The organism is Pseudomonas sp. FSL L8-0168, assembly GCF_037976155.1.
GTDB classification, from domain to species: Bacteria; Pseudomonadota; Gammaproteobacteria; order Pseudomonadales; family Pseudomonadaceae; genus Aquipseudomonas; species Aquipseudomonas paracarnis.
Map to the genome: position 1 here is coordinate 633,277 of NZ_CP150262.1, position 25,820 is coordinate 659,096.

Below are 25,820 nucleotides of genomic sequence, written 5' to 3' on the forward strand. Positions count from 1 at the left end.
GGGGCGTTTCCCCCCTGTTCCGGAATTAGCCAATGAACAAACCTTTCGTCGTACCGGTTAACCGGGATTCTGCTTGCCAACCTCCCTCGGCCAAAGACTTCCTGGTCGATCGCACCTTCCGTGGGCTCGCGCGAATCGGGGTGGTACTGATTCTGGCGTTGGTCGCAGCCTTGGTATTCGAGGTGGGACGCAAGGCCTTGCCGGGCATGGAAAAGCACGGGTTCGATGTGCTTTTTGGCAGCGTCTGGGACGTTAATCAGGGCAAGTACGGGATCTTGCCGGCCATTTGGGGCACGCTCTACAGCGCTTTCATCGCGCTGCTGATTGCAGGCTTTTTCGGTGTCAGCATGGCGATTTTCCTGACTCAGGATTTTCTGCCGGCCAAGCTGGCCGCTGTGTTTCGCACCATCGTTGAACTGCTCGCTGCTATTCCCAGCGTAGTGTACGGCCTGTGGGGCATCTACGTGGTGATCCCGGCCATTCGGCCACTGACCACCTGGTTGAACAGCGAACTGGGTTGGATCCCGTTTTTCGGCACGTCCTTGAGCGGGCCGGGGTTGCTGCCGGCGGCGCTGGTGTTGGCCATCATGATTCTGCCGACGATTGCCGCCGTGTCCCAGGACGCGCTCACCAGCGTGCCGATGAAGACCAAGCAGGCCGCCTACGGCATGGGCACCACCCATTGGGAGGCGATTCTCAAGGTGATGGTGCCATCCGCCGCCACCGGTATTTTTGGCTCCCTGGTACTTGGCCTCGGCCGTGCGCTGGGCGAAACCATGGCGCTGGCGATGCTGGTGGGCAACGCCAACAACATTTCCCTGTCGCTGTTCGCGCCGGCCAATACGTTGGCAGCCTTGTTGGCGCTGAACTTCCCCGAAGCCGGGCCCAACGAGGTGGAGGTATTGATGTACGCCGCTCTCGTCTTGATGTTCATCACGCTGCTGGTGAATGTCATCGGTTCCATGATCATGCTCTACGCCCAACGGGGTAACCGATGATGACGAATCTCACATCCCCTATCACCGCTGTACCGAGCCTGCAGCGCAAGTTCGAAGGCCGCGCCTTGCGCAGCCTGGTGTTGACCACGTTGGTATGGTTTGGCGCGCTGCTGGCCAGTGTGCCGCTGATTTCCGTGCTCTACATGCTGATCACCCGTGGCGGCGCACGCCTGAGCCTGGAGGTGTTCACCGAACTGCCGCCCACCGGCTTCGAAACAGGCGGCGGTTTCGGCAACGCCATGGCAGGCACCTTTGTGATGGTCGGTATCGCTGCCGCGATTGCGGTGCCGGTCGGCATCATGGCCGCGATCTTCCTGGCCGAACTGGGGCCGGACAGCAAATTGGCCAACGCTGCACGCTTTGCCGCCAAGATGCTCACCGGCTTGCCTTCGATCCTGGCCGGCGTGTTTGCCTATGCCTTGGTGGTGATGACCACCGGCACCTACTCGGCACCGGCAGGCGGCGTAGCCCTGGCGGTACTGATGCTGCCCATCGTGGTGCTGACGGCTGAAGAGTCGATGCGCATGGTGCCCAAGATCATGAAGGACGCTGCCTACGGCATGGGTTGCACCCGCTCGCAGGTGATCTGGAAGATCATCTTGCCGACCGGCCTGCCGGCGATCCTCACCGGCGTAATGCTTGCTGTGGCTCGTGCCGCAGGCGAAACCGCGCCGTTGTTGTTCACCGCGCTGTTCAGCAACTACTGGATCTACCACGACGGCGACCTGGCGGTGATGAACCCCACGGCCTCCCTTGCCGTGCTGATCTACAACTTTTCCGGCATGCCCTTCGACAACCAGCTGGAGCTCGCCTGGGCGGCCTCGTTGGTGTTGGTGATGATCGTGCTGGTCGTGAATATTGTGAGCCGTATCTTCGGCAAGCCTAAGTATTAAGAACGGGAGCATCTGAATCTTGAACGTCTCAACTGCGCAAATAGCCGCTCCGTTTGTTACCCAATCGCCTGTGGTCATGGACTGCAAGCTGGACAGGATTTTCTACGGCAACTTCATGGCAGTGCGTGACAGCCATGTGCCGATCGAGAAAAACAAGATCACCGGTTTCATCGGCCCGTCCGGCTGCGGCAAAAGTACGGTACTGCGCAGCCTCAACCGCATGAACGACCTGGTGAAGGGCTTTCGTTTCGAAGGCCACGTGCATTTCCTGGGGCAGGATGTGTATGGCAAGGGTGTAGACCCGGTGGTGGTACGCCGTTACATCGGCATGGTGTTCCAGCAGCCGAACCCGTTTTCCATGAGCATCTTCGACAACGTCGCCTTCGGCCTGCGCCTGAACCGCTACAAAGGCGACTTGGGCGATCGCGTCAAGCACGCCCTGCAAGGCGCTGCGCTGTGGGATGAAGTCAAGGACAAGCTCAAGGTCAGCGGCCTGTCGCTCTCCGGCGGCCAGCAGCAACGGCTGTGTATTGCCCGCGCTATCGCCACCGAGCCGGAAGTGCTGTTGCTCGATGAGCCGTGCTCGGCACTCGACCCGATTGCGACTCGCCGGGTAGAGGAGCTGATGGTGGAACTGAAGAAGGATTACACCATCGCCCTGGTCACCCACAACATGCAGCAGGCCATTCGCGTGGCGGACACCACGGCGTTTTTCTCGGTGGATATTTCCCAGGGCACGCGTACCGGCTACCTGGTGGAAATGGGCCCGACCGCGCAGATTTTTGGCAGCCCGCGTGAACAGATGACCGAGGATTACATCAGTGGCAAGTTCAGCTGAGTAACTCCATGTTCGATAGAAACCACAGGTGCGCCACCGTCAGCCCAGGATTGCCAATGTCTGCAACGCATCGTCTTGATTTGTCAGCGATTGAACGCGCGCTCCGCAAAGTGCAGAGCCGCTTTGCCGAGCTCAGCACGCAATTTACCGAGCCGCGCGACCCCTTGACCGACGAAGTGCTGCACAACGTGCTTGAAGGCTATGCGCTGGTTGACGACTATGTCGCACGGGGCGTTGACCTGTTTGACCTTCATCATCTGGACCTGATGCTGGAGATCAACGCCACGGTGCTCTGCGGTAGCGACCCGGCGCGCCGCGTGGAATACGCGCAGCACCTGGCCGCCACCGAGGAGCACTTCTTCAACAACGTTGAAGGCGGTATCAAGGACTTGTTCAATTGGTACTGCGCGTATCGCAGTGAATCGGTGTGGAAGCGTGCGGCCGGTGTGTATGTGCGCATCCTCAGCAAGCCGCAGTTGTTCATCGAAGGCAACAACCGCAGTGGTTCGCTGATCGTCAGTTATCTGCTGATGCGGGCCGGGTTGCCACCGTTCGTGCTGACGCTGGAAAATGCCGAGGGTTACTTCAATCCTTCCTCGGTAATCCGCAACTCGGCCAAACATGGGGTCAAGGCGTTGTATGAATTGCCCAAGATCAAGAAAAAGTACGCCGCCTTCCTGGAGGAACAGGCGCCGGATCCCAAGGCGTTTTTCTTGAACGACGCACCACAGCCTATTTATCAGGGAGGCCATTAATGCGCCGGTATCCAACACTCGCCAGCCGAGCCGTGCAAGCCATCCAGCAGGCGCTTCTCACGCGTGCCGCCAAGCGCCCGCGCGTACGCATCTCCTTTGATATCGACGACACATTGGCTTGCCAGCTCCACCACGCTGACGTCGAGAGCAGCTGGCTACCGGCTTGTGCTCATCGTTGGTGGGGAGAGCCGCTGCGTATCGGCACTCGTTCGCTGACGCGGCAGCTGCGGCGCCAGGGTTGCAGTATCTGGGTCTATACCTCATCGGGAAGGGCGCCTTCCTACATCAGGCGTTGGCTGATGCTGTACGGCATTCGTGTCGACGGCGTAGTCAATAGCGAGCGGCATAACCACGCCCTCACGGTGCATGGGCTGTCGAACACCCCCTCGAAATTTCCGCCGGCCTTCGACATTGATTTGCACGTGGATGATTCCGAGGGCGTGCGCCTTGAAGGCAACGACCACGGCTTTCGCGTGGTGGTGGTCGACCCGCAGGATGAGCACTGGGCACAACGAGTGCTTGAAGCGGTCGCGGGCGTGCAGGCGCAACTGGCCCGGCAGCAATTACCCAGGTTCAAGCAGCCTGTATGCCAAGGTGCTGAGGTTTATTCTTCCTGAGTTCCAGTGAAACCTGAACTTATCGAACCCTTATTGCAGTTCACAACTTGCTATAAGGGTTTGATTTTCTTTGACTCGCCAGTCACGAACAACACAGAACTTCACCTCGTGTTCGTCAAACAGCGCTTATGGCGCTTTTGTCGTCTATCTCCCTAAGTACATACCCTTGTCATCCGATAGTCGGTCACTTTAACGCTGCACTTCTAGGCTAGTGTTGACGAGCTTCCTTAATGGTCAACCTCGATATTAAGCAACGAAGCAGCCTGAACAGAATGCACAACAACAACTTCAATGCATATTGTTTAGCCCGACGCATCAGGTATTACCGTTGACTTTCGGTGTTGATCGCTGGGCTCAAGGAGTACTGACATGGCTATATTCGATTACAAGGGGCAAGATGCCCGCGTCCTGATTTCAGATGCCTGGACCCTTGCCACTTACACCAGTGGTGTCGCGACCGTCGGCGCGCTCTACAACATTCCGGGACTTGTGCTGGGCGAGGGCAACACCTTCGCGCTGCCCAAGGGCTGGCGTGAAATCGGCGCGAGCGAACTGCAGGTGGATAGCAGCCACATCGACATCACTGGAAGTTTTACCGGTGACGGCGTGTTCGGCTCCCAGGCCAGGGTGTTTGGTCAATACGATGACAGCGGCCAATTAGTCAAAATGGGTTTTTCCATTGCCGGCACCAACTCGCCAATTGATCTGCTGGGTTGGCCGGCGATGATCGATAACTCTTATATCAACGGCTACGACTACCTGCTCAATTCAATCAAGGATTACGCCACCGACCACAACCTGAGCGGCAAAGATGTTCTGGTCACCGGCTACAGCCAGGGTGGTTCTGTCACCAACAGCATGTATATCGGCAAGGACACTTTGGCAGACGGTTTTTTCAAGGATTCGGACTACTTTGGTATGGAGTCGCCCAAGTCCAGCAACAGCGACGGAATCTTCAACTTCGGTTTTGAAAACGATGTGGTCCACCGCCTCACGGGGCAAGAGACCAACGTGGGCAGCGCCATTATCGATGCGCTTCAAGGCAGTGACGCCAGTTACACTTCGACGACTGACAACATCGTGCTGTTCGACACGATCTACGCGCTGCCAACCTGGCCCAATGGTCCGTTCTCAATTGCCAACCTGTCAGGCTGGGCCGCGCATCTGGAAGGCATTTTCATCAACCCTATCCAGCGTATCGCCCAATCGACCTTCTACGATTACATCGAACGCGACAGCACCATCATCATCAGCAATCTCGACGCCATCAGCCGCAGCTTTACCTGGGTCAGCGACAAACAGACCGCCACCTCCAACCATTACGGCACACCGGCCTTCCTGCTGGGCACCGACAGTTCGGACAAGCTGCAGGACGGGCGCAGCGATGACTTCCTCGACGGGTTCAAGGGTGACGACAGTTTCCGCGTGAGTACCGGTACCGATATTGTCGCCGGCGGTGAAGGCAACGACAAAGTCTTCCTCAAAGGCACTGCATCTTCCTACGAAGCGGTGAAACTCAGCGATGGCACGTTGTTTTTGAACGACAGCAGCGGCCAATACGGCCTCAAGGAATTGCACGGCGTAGAGCATGTGGAGTTCGAAACCGGCCTGGCCAATAGCCTCGGCCAGGTGCCCGTGTTCGGCGGGCTCTTCGGTGGCATTGGCGAGGTCCTCACGCCGGCCTATACGGTGACCAGTGGCAAACTCGACTTCGAAGGCCTGTTTGGCGCCGATAAGGCGTATGCCAGATCCATCGAAGGCAGCCAGTTGGCCGACACCCTCAAAGGCACCGCCGCGCGTGACCTGATATTCGGCCAGAACGGCAATGACCGGCTCGACGGTGGCGCCGGCAACGACCTGCTGCACGGCGGCGACGGCAACGACACACTGCTGGGCGGCACGGGCAACGACGCGCTGTATGGCGCCAGCGGCAATGACGTCCTGATCGGCGGGTTGGGCAATGACCAACTCAGCGGTGGCGTGGGCAGCGACCTGTTTGTTTTCGATCAACGCGGGTTTGGCCACGACGTGATCAGCGACTTCAACATTCACCAGAATGGGCAGGACCTGCTGGTGTTCGCCAAGTCGCTGTTTGCCAGCGCCGATGCCGTGCTCGGTGCCACTACCCAGCATGGCAGTGACAGCGTAATTCTGGCGGGGGACAGCAGTGTCACCTTGGTGGGGTTCAATGCGGCGCAGTTGAGTGCAGAGATGATCAGCGTGGTGTGATGCGACACCTGCGAAACGGAAGGTAAAACCTCACAGGCTCCCCGAAGCTGTGGGGTTTTTTATGGCCTGCTGTTTGACGCAATGGCTCGGTACCACACGCAGCGTCAGTGCCTAGCGGTCGGACTCAAACGGGCAAAAACTCTTCATTTTCACGCCTGAGCCGCTCTGCGTGAAGGGTTGAACGAGTTTGCACTGTTAATTGACGCCATCAAAATGACATCTTATCATCGCCACATTGGATGGCATAAAGCCATATAGAGGGATCTATACAGTGTGGCGTTTACCGCGTCGGACCAGGTTAAGCCTGCTGTCCGCTTTTTTTTGCCTGGGCACCTCCGGATGGGCGCAAGCGGCCACGCCGCAGAACGCCCCCGGCATCACCGACCTGATCCGTGACCGCCAGGACCGCCTGCTCGAAGAGCAGCAACGGCGCCTTGAGGAGCTCAAAGACTTGCCGGGTAAAGCCGCCGCGCCGGCAACCTCGGCAACACCTGTCGATACCCGCTGCTTCCCGATCAAAACCATCGAGCTGGGCGGCGCGGATGCGCTGACTGAAGGTGAGCGAGCTCATCTGATCAAGCCCTACCTCGGCCAATGTCTTGGTGTGCCGCAACTCAACGCGGTGCTCAAGGTGATCACCGACCGTTATCTGGCCAAAGGCCTGGTCACCAGTCGCGCGTATTTGCTGCAGCAAGACCTTTCCAGCGGCAATCTCAAGATCCAAGTGGTCGAAGGTAAGCTGGAGAGCCTCAAGGCTGCCGAAGGCAGCGGAATCACTGACCGTCAATTGACCATGAGCTTCCCCGGCAAGCAGGGCGAACTGCTCAATCTGCGCGAAATCGAGCAGATGGTCGATCAGTTGAACCGCTTGCCGTCGAACCAGGCGCAGATGGAATTGGCGCCGGGCAAGGCCGTGGGGGGCAGTGATGTACTGGTCAAAAACACCTCGCAAAAGCCCTGGCGTGTTGGCCTGTCGCGGCACAACGGCGGCCAGCGCAGCACCGGTGAGCAGCAGTGGGGCGCCAGCCTGGATTGGGACAATCCGTTGGGCCTGGCCGACCAGCTTTCGCTACGTGGCGGCCACGATGCCGTCAGCGATCACCAGAAAACCTCGCGCAATTCGATGCTCAGTTACAGCCTGCCGTTCGGTTGGTGGAACCTCTCGTACAGCTACATCGAAAGTGAGTACCGCTCCCAGGCCGAGGCCAACCACTTCAAGTTCAAGCAGACCGGCGACAGTCAGAATCACCAGTTGCGCCTGGAGCGGGTTATCCATCGTGATGCGTTGAGCAAAACATCTCTGAACACTGGCATCGCCTACCTTCGTACCAATAATTTCATTGAAGACAGCAAGCTTGCCTTGAGCAGCAACCGCCTCAGCGAAGCGCAAGTGGGTATCAACCATGGTCGGCGTATCGGCGGTTCATTCCTCAACATTGACCTTGGCATGCAAAACGGCATCGGCGCATTCGATGCCCAGGCCAATCACGATCCAAAGCCTGGGCAGCCGGATGCGCGCTACCGCAAGTACACCGCCACGGTGAGCTATCTGTATCCATTCAAACTGTGGGGTGAGTCCCTCAGTTTCAGCAGTGTGATGACCGGTCAGCACAGCGAAGACGTGTTGTTCAGCCCACAGCGCATGAGCCTCGGCGGGCAGTCGTCGATTCGTGGCTACAAAGACCAAATGCTTGCCGGCGACAGCGGCGGCTACTGGCGCAACGACCTGCGCTGGAGTCGGCCGGTGACTTGGGCCTGGATGCAGCCGGTGCTCACTGAATACGGCACCAGCCTGGGCTACGACCAGGGCGTCATCAGCCATGGCCGCTACAACGCCGAGCAGCATGGGCGCATGAGCAGCAACTCGGTGGAGTTGTTTGCGCGCGGCAAGAACGTCGCGGCCAGCGTGACCTTTGCACACTCTTTGGAACGACCGGAAGCGATCACGGACCGTGAAGCGCCGATCTATTTCCGTCTGGACTTTTTCCTTTAAATTTTTGACCGCCTTCGGGCTTCGAGACATGACATGGACGTTCGCCAGTACGCATTCCTCGCGCGCCAGCCTTCTGCTGCCGTAAAAAGCCGCGCCCATTTCCTGGGGCTGCCTAAACGTGGGTTGGCATTGATTCTGGCCAACGCCATGTTCTGGCACCCGTTGCTGGCCCAGGCAGACGGCATTGTGGTGAATGCTCCAGGTACTTCGCTCGGACAAGCGGGCAATGGCGTGCCCATCGTCAACATCGCCACGCCGAACGCCAACGGCCTCTCGCACAACCAATTTCATGACTACAACGTTGGCGCCAACGGGGTCATCCTCAATAACGCCACCGACCGTACCCAGTCCACCCAACTGGGCGGCATCATTGTCGGCAACCCCAACCTCCACGGCACCGCGGCCAATATCATTCTCAACGAAGTCAACGGCGGCAGCCCCAGCCAACTGCGCGGCTACACCGAAGTGGCCGGGCAGTCGGCCCATGTGATCGTTGCCAACCCGTATGGCATCAGCTGTAACGGTTGCGGCTTTATCAACACCCCGCAAGCGACGCTCACCACCGGTAAAGCCGTGATTGAAAACGGCCAGATCAATCGTTACCAAGTGGAACAGGGCAGTGTGGCTATCGAAGGCGCCGGCCTGAATGCCAGCAACGTCGACCAGTTCGAAATCATCACCCGCGCCGCCACCATCAACGCGCAGATCCAAGCGAAAAAACTCACCATCGTCGCCGGTCGTAACGACGTCGACGCTCGCACCCTGAATGCCACGGCGCGGGCAGCGGATGGCAGCCAGGCGCCGGATCTGGCGATTGACTCGTCGGCACTGGGCGGCATGTATGTGGGCGCAGTCAAGCTGGTGGGGACCGAGGCGGGTGTCGGCGTGAAGTTGTCGGGGGACATGGTCGCTGGCGGTGATATTCAGATTGATGCCGGTGGCCATGTGGTCATGGGCCAGACAACGGCGGCCGGCGCCATTGACGTGAAGGCCCGCAGCGTTGAAGCCCAGGGCGTGGTCGCGGCGGGCAGTGTGCTTGAGATGAAGACGCAAGGCGACTTGCTCAATCAAAAAAGCCTGGCTGCGCGTGATCGCGTGGCGCTGCAAAGCGGTGGGGTGTTGACCAACAACGGCGTCATCGAAGCGGGTGTCAACGCTGATCAGACGCGCAATGCTCAGGGCGATATCCACGTCACTGCCGCCCAGTTGAATAACAACGGCAAGACCGTCATCGCCAGTCGTGACCTAGCCGTGAATGTGGATGGCACTCTCGACAACCGCGGCGGCACCCTTAGCGCGCAAAACCAGCTGAAGGTGACGACCGAAGAACTGGATAACCAACAGCAAGGCCGCGTGTTGAGCGCCGCGCGCCTTGAGCTGAATGCCGGGCAGTTGCTCAATACTGACGCAGGCCTGGTGGTGGGCGACCGAGGGCTCAGTGGCCGCATCGGGCAGTTGGTCAATCGCAAGGGCGAGCTCTCAAGCCTTGCTGACGTCACCTTGCAGGTCGACAGCCTGGACAACGTCGCCGGCCTGATATCTGCGGGCCAGGCGCTGCGCTTGACTGCCAGCGCGGCGGTGAACAATCAAAACGGTCGCCTGGTGGCCGGGCAGATGGTGCGGGTCAACGCGGGGCAACTGGACAATAGCCAGTCAGGCATCCTCACCAGCCAGGGCGAGCTGGGGCTGAATATCGCCGGCACGTTGGATAATCAGCAGCAGGGCCGCATCGAATCGGGGGCCGCTGCACAGGTCAATGCCGGGAACTTCAATAACCAACAACATGGCGTGCTCGCCAGTGGTGGCGCCCTTGAACTGGCGGCCGGCCCGGTCAATAACAGCCAAGGTGGATCAATCTACAGCGCCAAGGCTCTCAATGCCCGTGTCACCAGCCTCGACCAGCATGACCAAGGGCGCATTTACAGCAATAGCGACCTAACCCTGGACCTGAGCAACGGCCACCTCGACAACCACGATGCAGGTTTGATCAATGCCAGTGGCCAGCTGGCGCTGAATAATCTCAATAGCGTCGACAACCGCAGTGGCGAGATTTCCAGTGCCCGTGGGTTTAGCGTCGCGGCGAACAGCCTCGACAACCGCGCTGGCAAGCTGCTCAGTGATCAAGCCTTGGGCTTGCGTATCGCCCAGGCACTGAACAATGGTGCCGGTCAGATTGCAGCCAGCGGCCTGGATATTGACGTTGCCAGTTTGCTCAACGACCAACGCGGTCGAGTTCACAGCCGTGATCGGCTTAACGCCCGGGTGGGTGGTTTGCTCGCCAATCAAAGCGGAAGTTTCAGTGCCGATTCAGGCGCACAGTTGACCGTAGGTCACCTGGACAACAGCAATGGCGGCCAACTCTTCAGCCAAGGCGATTTGAGCCTGAACCTCAATCGGGGTCACCTCAACAACCAAGGCGGCTTGATCAACTCCCCAGGCCAGTTGTTGCTGACTCAACTGAACAGCGTCGATAACCAGGGCGGCGAAATCTCCAGCACCCAAGCCTTCGATCTGAATGCGGATCAACTCAATAACAGCGCCGGCAAGTTGCTCAGCGAGCAAGCCTTGAGCGTGCGCATTGCCCGCGCCCTGGACAATACCAAAGGTGGGTTAACCGCCAAGGCCCTGGAGGTACGTGCGGGCACACTGATTAACCAGGCCGGTCGACTCGCTGCGGTGGAGGGCCTCAACCTGCAAGTCGATGGCGAGCTGGATAACCGCAGCGCGAAGGTGCTAGGCAAGCACCTGGTGCTTGGGGTTGGGACGCTCAATAACGACCAGGGCCTGGTGCAGGGTGATGGAACGCTGGTGCTCCAAGCGGGTGGCGCGATCAGCAACCAGGCAGGCACATTGGCCGCCGGGCAAAGCGTGACCGTCAACAGCGCCAGCCTGGATAACCGTCAGGGCACCCTGACCAGCGATGCGTCGCTGACGGCGCGTATAGCCGCGAATATGCTCAACCAAGCGGGGCTGGTGAGCGCCGGCACTGACTTGCAGGTGAACGTTGCTGACTTGAACAACTCGCTCAACGGTCGTATTGCCGCTGAGCAGGTACAGATCAGTGCACAAGGCATCGATAACCGCGCGGGCGGTAGCCTGTACGCCAAACACCAACTGGGCGTCGATGTTGGCGGTCAGTTGAACAACGCCCAAGGCACGCTGCGCAGCGATGCTCGCCTGACCATCAATGCCGGTGGTTTAACCAACGATGACGCAACGCTATCGAGTGCTGGCGAGCTGAAGATTGCAACGGGCAACCTGAGCAACCAAGGCGGAGAACTGCGCAGTGCCACTCAGTTGGGGATGACCGTTACTGCACTGGACAACAGCCGTAACGGGCATGTCGCAAGCCAAGCCGATGTAAGCCTGGATATGCAAGGTGGTTACCTAAACAATAACGGTGGTTTGATCAACGCGCCGGGGCAATTGCTGCTCAAGCAACTGGGCAGCGTTGATAACCAGGGCGGTGAAATTTCCAGCGCCCACGCCTTTGAGCTGGCGGCAACCGCCTTGAACACATCGGACGGCAAGTTACTCAGCCAACAAGCCTTGACCCTGCGAATCGCCCAGGCACTGGATAACACCCGTGGCCTGATTTCCGCGGCAGCCTTGCAGGTCAGCAGCGCCAGCCTGGACAACCAGGGCGGCAAACTGAGTGCCGTTTCCGACCTGAACCTCGGCGTAGAAGGTGTGCTGGACAACCGCAACGGTGAATTGCTGGGTCAGCACTCGACAGTCGAAGTGGCTGCGCTGAACAACAGTCAAGGGCGCATCCAGGGCGATAACCGCTTGACCTTGACCAGCCACGGCGCGGTCAACAATGACAAAGGCACGCTAGCTGCCGGTCAGATGCTGACGGTCAATGCTGCCAGCCTGGACAACCAGTCCAAGGGCCGTCTGACCAGCAAGGGTGAGGCGCACCTTGTGGTGGGTAGCGTGGATAACCGAGGTGGCAGCATCACGTCGGTCGGGCAGTTGCAAGTCAAGGGGGACGAGCTGGACAACCGTCAGGCCGGGTTGCTCAATTCGGGTAAAGCCATGAACCTGTCCATCGGCAAGCTGGACAACCGAGGGGGTGAAGTTTCCAGCGTTACCGAACTGACGATGATGGGCCGTGAGCTGGACAACAGCAATGCCGGTCGCGTACTGGCCAATAGTACGCTCCAGCTGACGCTCGACAGGCTGAACAACCAGCTCAAGGGCCTGATTTCTGCGCAGCAGGATGTCAACCTCAAGGCCACCAGCCTGGATAACAGCGCCCAAGGCAGTGTCTACGCCAAACGCAACCTGGACGTGACCCTGGCCGGGCAGGCTGACAACAGCCAAGGCGTCATGCGCAGCGACGCCGCCTTGCAACTGCGCAGCGCCAGCTTTGGCAACAACGGCGGGCGTATCAGCAGCGGCGGGGCGTTACTGTTGAGCGCCGCCAATGCCCTTGCCAATCAGAACGGCGAGGTGCTCAGCGCTGATACGGCGACGGTAAATGCAGGCAGTGTCGACAACAGCCACGGGCGCATTGTGGCTGACGGTGCGCTGCAACTGACCACAGGTGTATTGCTTAACCAACATCAAGGCCGTGTCACCAGCGCTGATCGCCTCAACCTGACAGCGACCGACGTAGACAACCGCTTCGAGGGCCGTATCGCCAGTGGCCAGGCGCTCAACGCCAGCCTCAGCAGCCTTGACCAGCGCGGAGCCGGTGAGTTTTACAGCAACAGCGAACTGACCCTGGACATGAACCAGGGGCACTTGAATAACGCCGATGGCTTTATCAACGCGCCAGGGCAGTTGTTGCTCAAAAACCTCAAAAGCGTCGACAACCGTAACGGTGAAATTTCCAGCGCCAAGGCCTTTGCCTTGCGTGCCGACACCCTGGACAACAGCGGCGGCAACTTACTCAGCGACCAAGGCTTGACCCTCAAAATCGAACAGGCGTTGCTTAACGTCAAAGGGCTGATTTCAGCCGCCGGTGTCGAGCTGGGTGCCTCGCGCCTGGACAACCGTGAAGGCAAGGTCAGCAGCGCTCTGGACGCGCGCCTAGCGGTCAATGAGGACCTGCTTAACGACCAGGGCGAAATCGTCAGCGCAGGCCACACGCAGCTGAAGGCGGCCAGTTTGGATAACACTGCCGGGCAGGTGCTCGGTGATGTCAGCCTGGATGTGAAGGTCAAGGGCGCGCTGAATAATCAGGCCGGCACGCTCGGGGCCGGCACCTCGTTGAACGTGCAGGCCGCCAGTCTGGATAACCGCCAGGCCGGGAAACTTGGCAGCGACGGCCAACTCAAGGCCACGATTGATGGGTTACTGGACAATCAGGCCAAAGGGCAAGTGTTGGCCAAAGGCGCGATGGAACTGCGTGCCGGTCGTCTGGATAACCGCGAAGGGCGGCTGACCGGGCAGGACCTGTTGACGCTGCACAGCGCCAACGTCGACAACCGTGGTGGTGTGATCCTTGCCCAGAAGGACCTTCAGCTCAATGTGGGTGAGTTGGACAATCAGCAAGGTTCGCTCAGCAGCAAAGCGGCCCTGAGCTTCTCCGGACAACAATTGCGTAATCAGAAGGGGCTGGTGAGTGCAGCAGGGCCCCTGCGACTGACTGCCGATAATGTGCAAAACGCGGCTGGCCGAATCGCCAGCCAGGCGGATCTACAGGCAACTATCGGTGTACTGGCCCAACAGGGCGGTGAACTGGTTGCCCAGGACGAGCTGAGCTTGAGCGGGGCCTCCCTGGACAATCGCGATGGCGGCCTGGTAGGCGCCACAAAAGCGCTGAAACTGACGGTCGACGCCATTGATAACCGTGCGGGCGAGATTTCCAGCCAGAGCAGCATCGACTTCAAGGCGCAGCACCTGGATAACAGCGCGGGCAAACTGATCGCCGGTACCGCATTGGAACTGGCCGTGGCCCATGTGATCAACCAGGCCCAAGGGATGATTTTCGCCCGGGACAACCGCTTCAACGGCGCGCGCCTGGATAACGGCCAAGGCACTTTCGCGGGCCAGCAATCGCTGAGCATGTCGCTGGTCGCCATTCCCGGCACTGAACTGGATGGTCGGCTGGATAACCAGCTGGGCAAAATCAGCAGCGAAGGTACCCTGCAGGTGAGCAGCGCGACGCTCAACAACGACGCGGGTGCCGTCTCTTCGGCGGGTGCGCTCACACTTGCTGCCAGCGGTGCTATCACCAACCAGGGCGGCGTCATGGAGACCGATGCCGCCCTGACGCTCACCAGCGCGAGCCTGGACAACGGCCCCAAAGGCCTGCTCAACAGCCGTGGCGCGCTGACCCTGGCCACCGGCACGCTGAACAACACTGGCCGTATCACCAGCGCTGATCGCCTGGACCTGGCAGCCACCCAGGTGGCCAACAGCGGACGTATCGCCAGCAGTAAAAATCTTACCGCCGCGATCAACGGCCTGAATCAACAGGGCGGTGAACTGTTCAGCAACACCCAGCTCGACCTGGACCTGAACCACGGCCAACTGAGCAACGTGGGTGGCCTGATCAATAGTCCGCTGCTGATGTTGAAAAACCTGGCTGATATCAATAACCAGCGCGGCGAAATTTCCAGCCAGCAAGCCTTCGTGCTGGCGGCTCGCAACCTGGATAACGGCGGTGGCAAGCTGATCAGTAACCAGGGCCTGACCCTGCAGATTCAAGACGCTTTGGGCAACGCCAAAGGTGCGATCAGCGCAGCCGCCCTCAACGCCAACAGTGCTCGCTTGGACAACACTGATGGTTTGCTCAACAGTCGTGGCGTCATGGACGTCTCTGCCACCCAGGCGCTGGATAACCAGCGCGGAACGCTGATTGCCGACGGCGCCATGCGGCTGTCTTCCGCTCGACTCGACAACCGTGACGGTGATGTATCGGGCAAAGCCTTGGTGACGGTTGATATCGATCAGGTCGGTAACCGCGGCGGTCAACTCATCAGCACCACAGCCGTGGATGTGCGTGGTGCGGTCCTGGACAACCGCAAAGGCCTGGTTGGCGCCGATAAGGCGGTGAAACTGCTGGTCGATCGGGTCGACAACCGTGGTGGCGAACTATCGACCAACGCCGACCTGACCGTTACAGGGCACACCTTGGATAACAGCGATGCGGGTCGTGTGCTGGCCGGGCAATCCTTAAACCTTACGCTCACCCAGCTGCTTAATCGCAACCAAGGCCAGCTCAACACTCAGCGGCTGATGCTGAGCGCTCAGGACCTGGACAACAGCAACGGCAAACTGCTCGCCCAGCAGCTTCTGCAACTTGAGCTGAAAGGGGAGCTGAATAACACTCAAGGCGTGCTCAACAGTGAAGGGCGCCTGCGCGTCGATGCGGCGAGCGTAGTCAACCGTCTGGGGCGGATTTCCAGCGCCGACGCGTTGGTGCTGGGTTCGCAGGGGGCTCTGGACAACGAGGGCGGTGAGCTCGTGACTGACAGCACGCTGCAACTGCGCAGCGCTAGCCTGGGGAACCAGAAGGGCGTGCTCAGTGGCAAAGGGGCGGTCAGTGTAACCACTGGCGCGCTGGATAACACTGGGGGCCGTCTCACCAGTGGCGACACCTTGGAGCTGAAGGCTGGGCTACTGAACAACAGCGCCGGCAACATCGGCAGTGCCCAGGCCCTGACGGCTAGCGTCGATGGGCTTGATCAACAAGGTGGCAAGCTGTTCAGCAACGCGGGCCTGACCCTGGACCTGAACAATGGCCAGCTCAACAACCAGCAGGGCCTCATCAACGCGACCGGGCCGCTGGTGCTCAACCATCTCAATGGTGTGAACAACCAGGCCGGTGAAATCTCCAGTGGCCAGGCCTTCAATATCGTGGCGCGCAACCTGAATAACAGCGGTGGTCGCCTGCTCAGCAACCAGGGCCTGACACTGCGTATCGACCAGGTACTCACTAACATCAAGGGTTTGGTTGCAGGTGCAAGCCTGAGTGCGCAAGCGGCCGTGGTCGATAACAGCGGCGGTACGCTCACCAGCCGTGGTGGCCTTGAATTGACCAGCACTGGGCTGCTGAGCAACGGGCAACAAGGTTTGATCAACGCCGCGCAGGCATTGACAGTCAACGCGGGCAACTTCAATAACCAGGGCGGCAGCCTGCTGGGTACCAGCGCGCTGACGCTCAATGCGTTGGCCGTGGACAACAGCGCCAAAGGCCTGATCAACAGCCAGGGCAGCCTGGAACTCAATGCCCTGAGTTTAGACGCCAGTGACGCCGGCGAGGTATCGGCCAAGGGTGATATGGACCTCACGCTCACGTCCATGGCCTTGCGTGGCGGCAGGTTGATAGGTGAGCAGCGCCTGAGCGTCGACTTGGCAAACGGTGATCTGGATAACCGCAAGGGCCTGATCTTTGCCAAAGGCCCGTTGACCTTAAAACGCCTACGCGACCTGCAAAACCAGGGCGGCGAACTGTCCAGCCAAAATGCACTTAGCTTGACGGGGCGCAGCCTGGACAACAGCGCCGGCACGCTTATCAGCCAACAGTTACTCACGCTCAATGCAGGCGACGTGGTTAACCGCGGCGGCCTGATATCGGGTTGGCAGGGCCTCAACCTGATCGGCACTCACTTGAATAACCGTGACAAAGGCACGCTGTCCAGTCGCAACGGCGACCTTGACGTGCGCCTCAGTGGCAGCTTGCTCAACAGTGCCGAAGGGGCGTTGGCCAGCCAAGGGCAGTTGAGTGTCAGCGCCGCGAGCCTGGATAACAGCAACAAAGGTGTTATTTCCAGCGGCGCGCAGCAGACCTTGAACGTGATTGGCGCATTGAACAACACCCAAGGTGGGTTGATCGACAGCGGCTCGACGCTGGATCTGAGCGCGGCCGACCTCGACAACAGTGCCGGTAATATCACGGCCCTGCGCAACCTGAACTTCCTGGGTGGCAACTTGCTCAACACCGGTGGCTCGCTGATGGGTAACGACCATCTGGTGCTCAACCTGCAAGGCAACCTTGGCAACGTCAACGGCAAGATCGCAGGCACTGGGTCGTTGGTACTCCAGCGCGCCATCGAGGTGGATAACCGAGGCGGCCAACTGGCCAGCCAGGGACGCCTGTCATTGGCCATGGGCGGCCTGAACAACAGCCAAGGCGGCACCGTCGCGGCCAAAGGTCCGCTGGCCATCGATGCCAGCGCCATCGTTCAAAACAACGCTGACGGTTTGATCTACAGCCAGGACGGCGACCTGCGCATCAACGCCTTTGGCCTGACGAACGCGCAGGGCAAGTTGCAGGGGCAGAACGGCCTGCGTGTCGAGGTCAATGGCGATCTCGACAACCAAGGCGGCAATATCATCAGCCAGACCGGTGACGTGCACCTCAAGGCCGGGAACCTCGACAACCGTAGCGGTGTGCTCGCCAGTCTCAAGGGCGCCATTGAAGCCGGTGTGGTGGGAGTGCTTCGCAATGGCCATGACCTCAATGGCAGCCCCAAGGGCGGCTTGATTCAAGGCCAGCGCCTTCTACTCAATGCCGGTCAATTCGATAATCAGGGCGGCTATCTCGGCGCGCAAACCAGCGATGCATGGCTGACGGTTGCCACCCTCAATAACCAGCAGGGCGCGTTGTATGCCAAGGGCCTGATGCGCATCAATGGCAGCGCCCTGGAAAACAGCGCCGGCCAGATTGCCGGTGACCAGATCGCGCTTGGCCTCGATGGCCAACTGACCAACCACAACGGCCTGATCGAAAGCACCAACAACCTGACCGTGGCCGCCAACGCCATCGATAACCAGGGCGGCAAGTTGCGCGCCCTGGGACGCGCCGGCAAGACAGAGTTCCAGATCGGCAGCGTGTTCGACAACCGTAACGGCGCCGTGGAAACCGCCAACCAGGACCTGACCCTGGCGGCTGCGAGCTTCCAGAACAACGGCGGCCAATTGCTGCATGTGGGTGAGGGCACATTCGACATCTCGTTGCCCAACGTAACCGGCGCGGGCGGCACTGTTGTAACTCGTGGTGGCCTGACTCTGAACGCGGATACCTGGACCAACACCAGTGTCATTCAGGCAGGGCGATTGAACGTCAACGTCAATCACTTTACCCAGACGGAAACCGGGCAGTTGCTGGCTTCGACGCACCTGGAAGGTAAGGGTGGCAGTTGGGTGAATAACGGGTTGATTGCCAGTGATGGCACGCTCAGCCTGGGGCTAACGGGGACCTACGGCGGCAGTGGGCGTATCAGCAGCGTAGATACCCTGAACGTCGGCGCCGCTTCGTTAAACCTTGATGCTGCTTCAAGTATTACGGGGGGCCGGGGGGCTACCATCAGCGTCGCAGGCCAAATGACTAACTCGGGCCGTATCAGCGCCATGGGCAATTTGGCGATCAGTGCTGGAGCGCTGACTAACGCGGGCACTCTTGGCAGCAGTGAGGGCATGCTGATTGACACGCAGACCTTGCTCAACGAGCGCGGCGCGATCATCAGCGGTGGTGACATGTCGCTGCTGGCCGAGAGTTTTACCAATAAAAACGCGGATGTTTACAGCCTGGGCAAACTCTTTGTCGCCCGGGATATACAGGGCAATTGGGCGGGCACCCTGAACAATATTTCGGCCAACCTGGAAAGCGCGGGCGATATGACGCTCCATGTGGGCGCGATAGAAAACAAAAAAGAATTCTTCAATGTTTCATCGACATTGGTTTCCGGCGCTATCGGGATGAGAGGCACGTCGGCACGGGCCGGGCACATGGTGCTGATGGAAGAATATGAGTCCAAGGTGGATGCGGAGTCGGTGTCCGCAAGCATCTCGTCCGGCAGGAACCTGGATGTTCAGGGACGTAGCCTGTTGAACTCTGCGTCGGTTATTTCGGCCACCGGCAATATCAGTGCTGCGCTGGAAAACTTCAGTAACGTTGGCGCCACATTAGGAAAGTATTCGGTTCTCAAGTCTTTCGACCTTCCTAACCTCAAGGAAGACAAGAATATCTCCCGTTTCTGGCGTTCGATCATGGATTACAACGCTGCGAATGATCCGTCCTATACGCTTCAAGGCTCCGGTTCGAGACGCGCGGGAACCCTGCATTTCTGGGATCAAAACTGGAACGAGTCGATGGTGACGCCCTACACAAGAATGGGGGGGACGGCTCAGCGACAAACCAACCTGACGTTTGGTTGGAAAACGTACACGACCTTCAATGTCAATTTCCAAGCCCTGTTTCCTGCGCCAGCCTACAACGCGGGCACCAGGTCGGCATTACCGGCCACTCTGAGTGGAGTCAATTTCTACGATCAGCGGATGATCTCCAAGCCCGGCAGTGCAGGCACTGCCCAAGCCATCGTTCAGGCTGGCGGTGCGGTTCAAATCAATGCCAGCAAGAATCTGGTCAACAGTGTCATCCAAGAGGGCCAGCCGATATCGACAGGTTCCGGACGTGGGTTTGATGCCACTCGTCCAGTCAATAATGCTGTTGTTGCAATCGACTTGAATGCGCAGCTGCCACCGGACTTGGCCCAACAACAAGTCAACCCCTTGACGCTACGCGGGTTCACCTTGCCCACGGGCACTCACGGACTGTTCCGCCTCAGTAGCCGGGCGGGTGAGGATGCCCAGGCCACCCAAGCCACCAGTGGCCCACAAAGCTGGACCATGGGCGGTGCGACCCTCGGCCTGGCTCAACGCCAGGATGCACAACCGGCGCTTGAAACGCGCACCTTCGATTTCAAAAGCGTCACTCAACAGGGCGCAGCTACGCGTCAGGTGGACTCCACTGCACGTCAGGTCAGTGGTGTCACCGCCACCACCAGAACACTTAACGTTGCCGGGGCCGGCGATGTGGCCAACGGCAGTGGCTGGACGCCCAGCCAGATCACCCCAGGTGAAATCGCCCGGGGCGACGGTATCAACGCCCAAGATCCGTCCAGCGGTTCAACGCCGCCAGTGGCGAAGGTCACAGGGCCTGCGGATCAGCCAGACCTGGCGCTGACCCAAAGGGACACCCACGTTCAGGTCGCCACACCGGGCGAGCCCGCTCGGCCGACGTTGAACATCCCTGGCGTGACGCCGGTTATGCCAGGCGTGCAGCCGGTGGTGAACACACCCGTCGCACAAGGTGCGGGCAGCAGCCCAACCCAGGTCGCGGAGGTGATTGCCCAGCCGGTCAATGCGCTGGCGCAAACCACTCCGGTCGCCAGCCAGACCATCAACCGCGTGCAAGGCTTCACGCCTACCGCGCCAAAGTCGCAACCACATAAATACCTGATCGAAACCAACCCGGTGCTCACCGACCTCAAGCAGTTCATGAGCTCCGACTACTTGCTCGCAGGGCTGGGTTACAACCCGGACGAAAGTGCCAAGCGCCTGGGCGACGGGCTCTATGAACAACGCTTGATCCAGCAGGCCGTGCAAGCACGCACAGGGCAGCGTTTTATCGACGGCCAGAACACCGACGAAAAGCTGTTCAAGTACCTGATGGACAATGCGATCCAGAGCAAGCAGCAACTGAACCTGGCAGTGGGCGTTACCTTGACCTCGCAACAGGTCGCGGCGCTGACCCATGACATCGTCTGGCTCGAACAGCACGAAGTGAACGGTGAAAAGGTGCTGGTGCCGGTGCTGTACATGGCCCAGGCCGACAATCGTCTTGCACCCAATGGCGCATTGATCGCAGGCAACGACCTTAACCTGATCGCCGGCGAAAACCTGGAGAACGCCGGGACCCTGCGTGCCACCAACAACCTGTCCGCCAAAGCGGGCAATGACCTGATCAACAGCGGCTTGATCGAAGCCGGCAACCGCCTCGACCTGCTGGCGGGTAACAACATCGTCAACAAGTCCGGCGGCATCATCGCCGGACGCGATGTCACGCTGACGGCGATCAAGGGTGATGTGATCAACGACCGTGCAGTAACCCGTACCGGCAACGGTACCGCTGAGCGCCGCGACTATCTCGACAGTGCGTCACGCATCGAGGCAGCTAATGACCTGACGATGAATGCAGGTCGTGACATCGCCAATACCGGTGGCGTACTGCAAAGCGGACGTGACACCACATTGGTCGCTGGCCGCGATGTGCACATCGATGCCGTTGAGCAACGCAATGGCTTGGATCTGGGCAGCCGCCTGCGCACCGAAACCGTGACGCAAAACGGTGCCAGCGTGGAGGCAGGCCGTGACCTCAAGGTATCGGCAGGGCGTGACTTCAGCGCCATTGCCAGCCGCATCGACGCCAAGCGTGACTTGAGCATTACGACCACCGAAAACCTGAGCATTTCGTCGGCCGCCGACGAACAGCATTCCTCCAGCAAGTCCAAGAAGGTCACCCAGTCCAAGGACCACATCAGCCAGGTTTCCAGCGTGCTGACGGCCGGCGGCGATGTGTCGCTCAATGCCGGTAAAGACCTGGAACTCACCGCCAGCCGGATTGCCGGGGGCGGCAACGTGACCCTCGATGCACAGCGCGATGTGAGCATCCTGTCGGCACTGGACGAAGACGCTTCGTTCTACTCGAAAAAGAGCAAGGGCTCATTCGGTCGTAGCAAAAGCCAACAGCGGGAGAGTTACGACAGCACCAACGTGGCCTCGGTCGTTGAAGCCGGTAAAGACCTGACCATCAATACCACCAAGAAGCCTGATGGCGGGATGAGCATCGACGGCGGGCGTGACGTCACCGTGATCGGCAGCCAGTTGAAGGCTGGTGGGGACATGTTGCTGGGGTCCACGGGGGACGTCGCGGTGTTGTCGGGTGTCGAGGAACATGGCTCCTACAGCAAGAAGACCAAGTCTGGATTCCTGGGGCTGTCCAAAAGCGGCAAGAGCCAGTTGAAGACCACTGCCAGCCAAGTGGGCAGTGAGTTGGAGGCGGGCAATGATGTTGTGGTGGCGGCGGGTAATGATGTACGGGTGCGGGCCAGTGAGATCAGTGCAGAAAATGATGTCGAGTTGAGGTCTGGACTGGTCAAGGAAACGGGCGATATCAACCTCGTCTCTGCTAACGACACCGCCTATAGCCGTAGTGAAAAATACGAGAAGAAAACCGGCACGATCTCCGGTGGGTTTATTGCGATCTCCTCGGCCAAAAAAGCTGGTCAGGAAGCCCAAAGCAGCACCAGCGTGGGGAGCCAGGTGTCCGCGGATCGTGATGCGAACTTGCACGCCGAGCGAGATATTAACTTGGTGGGCAGTGGGGTCAGCGCCGGGCGTGATGTCAGTCTCAATGCGGGGCGCGATGTCAATGTACTTGCGGCCCAAAGCAGTACCAGTGAGCGCGATTGGCAAAAAAGCAAACAGACCGGTATTGGCGTATCGAGTGACGCCAATGGTGTGACCTTGTTTGTGGGCGCTGATAAAAGTGCAGAGAAAAATAGACTTGAGCAGCAAACAGCAGCCGCCAGCCAGATCAATGCAGGGCAAGATTTGGCGATCAATGCCAAGCGCGATATCAACCAGCGTGGGTCGGATATATCGGCTGCCAATGATGCTGAGCTGACGGCCGGGCGGGATATCAACATCGATGCGGCGCGTGAGCGTTTGCTGATGGAGCAGCAGCGGGAGACGGAGCGTAACGGGTTGAGTGTGGCTATCAACCACAACTATGGCAACACCAAGGATGCGGTGAGCGGGGCCGGGAAGGGAGAGGACAACATCAGCAAGGGCTCCAGTACGCTGAAAGGTGTTGATGCAGTCGGCCAATTCCTTGCTGGTCCTACTGGGGACGTAAAATTCGGCAATAGCAAGCACAGCACCAGCACGCAGCTGATTGAAGAGACCAATCGCTCATCGACCCTGAAGGCCGGTAAAGATCTCAACTTGGTCGCCGGGAATGATGTGGCCATCAGCGGCGGCCAGTTGAATGCCAGCCGTGATATCAACATCAAAGGTCGGGATGTTTCGCTTGATGTAGCGAAGGGCAGCATTAACCAAAATGACAGTGAGAGTCAGAGCTGGGGTGGCATCCATGGCGGTACCAGTGGTGGCATAAAGTTAGGCGTAGGTGGGAGCCATGGCGTTGCTAGTGAGAAGGGTCGTAACGGTACTTCTACCGTCACGACAGCTCAGGCCGGGCGCGATATTAACCTGAACGCGAGCAATGACCTGAGCCTGGTAGGTACGCAAGCCAAGGCTGGTCGCGACATCGATCTCAAGGCAGGAAACGACTTGAGCATCCGTGCTGCGCAGAACGACAGTTCAAGCGACAGTAATAGAAACAGTGGTGGTGGCGAAGTCGGGTTTACCTTTGGTAATGAGGGGGTCGGCGTTTATGCCAGCGTCAGCATGGGCAAAGGGAACCTGGACCGGGAAGGGCAGCGTCAACAGGATGCCTATCTCTATGCTGCAGATCGTTTGGGCTTCGAGAGCGGCCGCGATACCCAGGTCGCAGGTGCCGACTTACGGGGAGATAAAGTCATTGGCCGGGTCGGCGGTGACCTGAATGTTTCTTCTGTCCCAGACACCGGCAAAGTCAAAGGCAAAGAATTTGATGTAAGTGTCACCGTCACCATCGGGCCGGGCGCCGGTGTCAGCGGTTCGGTTGGTTACGGTCAGACCTCTGGAAAAACCAATTGGGTCGAAGACCAGACGCGGATCACCGCCAGCGACAAGCTGGATATCCGTACGGAGAAGCACACACAACTCGATGGCGCTTTAATCGCTTCGGACAATGGCAACTTGAAACTGGACACCGGCACGCTGGGGTTCAGAGACATCTCTGGAGAAGATAAAGAGCACGGGTATTACTTGAACGTCGGTGGCACCTATAAAAACGGTGAAAGCACTACCCAGGATCCGAGCCAGGTCGGTAAAGGCAAGACGGGGCAGACGGGGTGGAGTGTTACTGGCTGGAAGTACGATAAGGACCGCGAGCAATCAGTCCGCGCGACAGTGGGCGCGGGTGAGATCGTTGTGCGGGATGTGGGCGATGCTACATCTGCAGTGACGGGGCTCAATCGCGATGTTGATAAGGCTTACGAAGTTACCAAGGACCAGGAAAAACGTACGGATCTGTATGTAACTGACTCTTCGTTGAAAGCGGTGACATCCCCAAAGGCAACATTAGAACAATGGAAAACCGACGCCGCCAAGTTAGGTGACAGAACCGAAGAGACGATTTTCCAGATGGTGGACCTGCTCGGCGCTGGTTCGGAGATTGCGCAAGGCACAAACCCTGATTGGGTTGGCCGCATGATGGACGGCAAGGCTGCTTTTAGGCAGCTAGGTAGTCGCCACGTAGACGAACGGTCCGCTATCGTCAACCGAGTGCTTGGCAATATCACAAATAACGACCACTCTCCTGAAACTCAAGCACTGGCAGATAAGATCACTCAGATAGCAGGAGACGACCCGCAAAAAGCTCAGCAAGTGTTGACGTTGCTAACGAGCTTGAATAAAAGCGGTCATGGAGAAAATAACTTCTTACCGGCGATACCTCTCGCTATGGCGGGCATCACAGCCATAGGAGGCGCGTTAGTTGCAGCTAACCCAACCACTCAGGAAAACTTGCGTATTGCGGCAAACTCCATGGTTGAGGCAGCAGCCAAAACTGGAGAGAATGCTGCGCAAAGCATGAAAAGCAGCATACTGATCTGGGATGTGATTGTCGGTACGGCATTCCCGATCCACCTGCTTGATCCTAGCAATCGCAGTCTGGTCAATCCGATCCTGACTGACATCGCCGTGCATCCGAGCAGTGGCGGATTTGGTGATGGCAGTGTGGTTGCTCCGACGGTTCATACCGGTGGGACGCCGCTGGACGGGCGACAGGATGATGGCAAGTATGTGACGCCGGAGCATCGACTTGATCCGGGAAACATGTACAGTGAGGAGAACGGTGCAAAAGGTAATAGCGTTGCTGAGTCATTAACTAGCGTTACCCAGAAGCAGCTCGATAAAAAATTCAAGCATGCTTCTGATTTTGGTGTGGTGACTACAAAGAAAAATCCTGAAACTCTTGCTCAGTATGAGTCTGCAATCAAAACTCACATGGGGTCCCCTTCTACGACTCAGCAAGGCACATACGGATTTGTAAAAGACTCCAAAGTGTTCTTTAATTCGACTACCAACAACGCTGTTGTGCTCGATGCGTCAGGAAATTTTGTGACGGGCTTTAAGCTCTCACCGGGAACTCAGCAGTTTGAAAACTTTATTAAAAATGGAGTTCTGCGATGAGTCTTACTATCTTGGAATTTGCAAGATCGTATGTAGCGGGAAGGCTGAAAGCCGAAATTTTTTCTGAAGCGTATATTGAGCTTTGGAAAATTGAGCGGGATAGCAATGTCCTTCAGCTTGATGAGCCTTCGTTGAGCGAGTGCTTGTCCAGTATCTTTTGTGCTGCGGATATGTACGAACCAAAAGAATCAAGGGAAGAGTATGAATTTGACGATGAAAGACTTAGAGTTGAAGTCGCAAGCTTGCTGCAAAAAATAGTCGCTGATTAGTTGGTGCAAAAGCAACCACAAGCTGGCAGGGTTCAGGCCCTGCACCTGGAGTATTAGGCTTGGAGCCGGGTTCGGTATCATCTAAGGCTATACAGAATTATTTTCCTAGCACAAAAAACGGTTCCATT

General features: G+C 58.6%; 9 protein-coding genes. All 9 read left to right on the forward strand.

The window, feature by feature from the left end:
* Window positions 1-32 precede the first annotated feature (32 nt).
* The 9 genes from pstC to MHH62_RS02690 all read left to right on the forward strand — a co-directional run bounded on the left by pstC (window position 33) and on the right by MHH62_RS02690 (window position 25,692).
* Window positions 33-998, forward strand: coding sequence for a phosphate ABC transporter permease subunit PstC (gene pstC, locus MHH62_RS02650; RefSeq protein ID WP_003191517.1), 966 nt, complete (start codon window positions 33-35; stop codon window positions 996-998).
* On the forward strand, window positions 998-1,891 hold the full coding sequence (pstA, locus tag MHH62_RS02655) for a phosphate ABC transporter permease PstA (protein ID WP_014718563.1): 894 nt from the start codon (window positions 998-1,000) through the stop codon (window positions 1,889-1,891). Before pstC ends, pstA begins: the two co-directional genes overlap by 1 nt.
* Window positions 1,892-1,967: 76 nt before the next feature.
* Complete coding sequence (gene pstB, locus MHH62_RS02660; RefSeq protein ID WP_019817112.1) at window positions 1,968-2,729, forward strand: phosphate ABC transporter ATP-binding protein PstB; 762 nt, start codon at window positions 1,968-1,970, stop codon at window positions 2,727-2,729.
* 56 nt (window positions 2,730-2,785) lie between these two features.
* Window positions 2,786-3,484, forward strand: a complete 699-nt coding sequence (locus tag MHH62_RS02665) for a hypothetical protein (protein WP_019817111.1) — start codon at window positions 2,786-2,788, stop codon at window positions 3,482-3,484.
* Complete coding sequence (locus MHH62_RS02670; protein ID WP_020302730.1) at window positions 3,484-4,101, forward strand: hypothetical protein; 618 nt, start codon at window positions 3,484-3,486, stop codon at window positions 4,099-4,101. The genes MHH62_RS02665 and MHH62_RS02670 overlap by 1 nt, the downstream gene beginning before the upstream one ends.
* 369 nt (window positions 4,102-4,470) lie before the next feature.
* A complete protein-coding gene (locus MHH62_RS02675; protein ID WP_014718560.1) occupies window positions 4,471-6,330 on the forward strand; it encodes a calcium-binding protein in 1,860 nt (619 codons plus the stop codon).
* Window positions 6,331-6,601: 271 nt separating this feature from the next.
* Window positions 6,602-8,323, forward strand: coding sequence for a ShlB/FhaC/HecB family hemolysin secretion/activation protein (locus MHH62_RS02680; RefSeq protein WP_032902391.1), 1,722 nt, complete (start codon window positions 6,602-6,604; stop codon window positions 8,321-8,323).
* 33 nt (window positions 8,324-8,356) lie between these two features.
* Window positions 8,357-25,423 carry a hemagglutinin repeat-containing protein gene (locus MHH62_RS02685; RefSeq protein ID WP_339232394.1) on the forward strand — a complete coding sequence of 5,689 codons (17,067 nt, stop codon included), beginning with the start codon at window positions 8,357-8,359 and terminating at the stop codon, window positions 25,421-25,423.
* Window positions 25,420-25,692: a colicin immunity domain-containing protein gene (locus MHH62_RS02690; RefSeq protein WP_032902389.1), complete on the forward strand. Its 273-nt coding sequence runs from the start codon at window positions 25,420-25,422 to the stop codon at window positions 25,690-25,692. The genes MHH62_RS02685 and MHH62_RS02690 overlap by 4 nt, the downstream gene beginning before the upstream one ends.
* Window positions 25,693-25,820: the final 128 nt, after the last annotated feature.

Bases quoted from the DNA above. Each gene is read 5' to 3' on its own strand.
- pstC (WP_003191517.1), top strand. From the start codon at position 33: ATGAACAAACCTTTCGTCGTACCGGTTAACCGGGATTCTGCTTGCCAA.
- pstA (WP_014718563.1), top strand. From the start codon at position 998: ATGACGAATCTCACATCCCCTATCACCGCTGTACCGAGCCTGCAGCGC.
- pstB (WP_019817112.1), top strand. From the start codon at position 1,968: ATGGACTGCAAGCTGGACAGGATTTTCTACGGCAACTTCATGGCAGTG.
- MHH62_RS02665 (WP_019817111.1), top strand. From the start codon at position 2,786: ATGTCTGCAACGCATCGTCTTGATTTGTCAGCGATTGAACGCGCGCTC.
- MHH62_RS02670 (WP_020302730.1), top strand. From the start codon at position 3,484: ATGCGCCGGTATCCAACACTCGCCAGCCGAGCCGTGCAAGCCATCCAG.
- MHH62_RS02675 (WP_014718560.1), top strand. From the start codon at position 4,471: ATGGCTATATTCGATTACAAGGGGCAAGATGCCCGCGTCCTGATTTCA.
- MHH62_RS02685 (WP_339232394.1), top strand. From the start codon at position 8,357: ATGGACGTTCGCCAGTACGCATTCCTCGCGCGCCAGCCTTCTGCTGCC.
- MHH62_RS02690 (WP_032902389.1), top strand. From the start codon at position 25,420: ATGAGTCTTACTATCTTGGAATTTGCAAGATCGTATGTAGCGGGAAGG.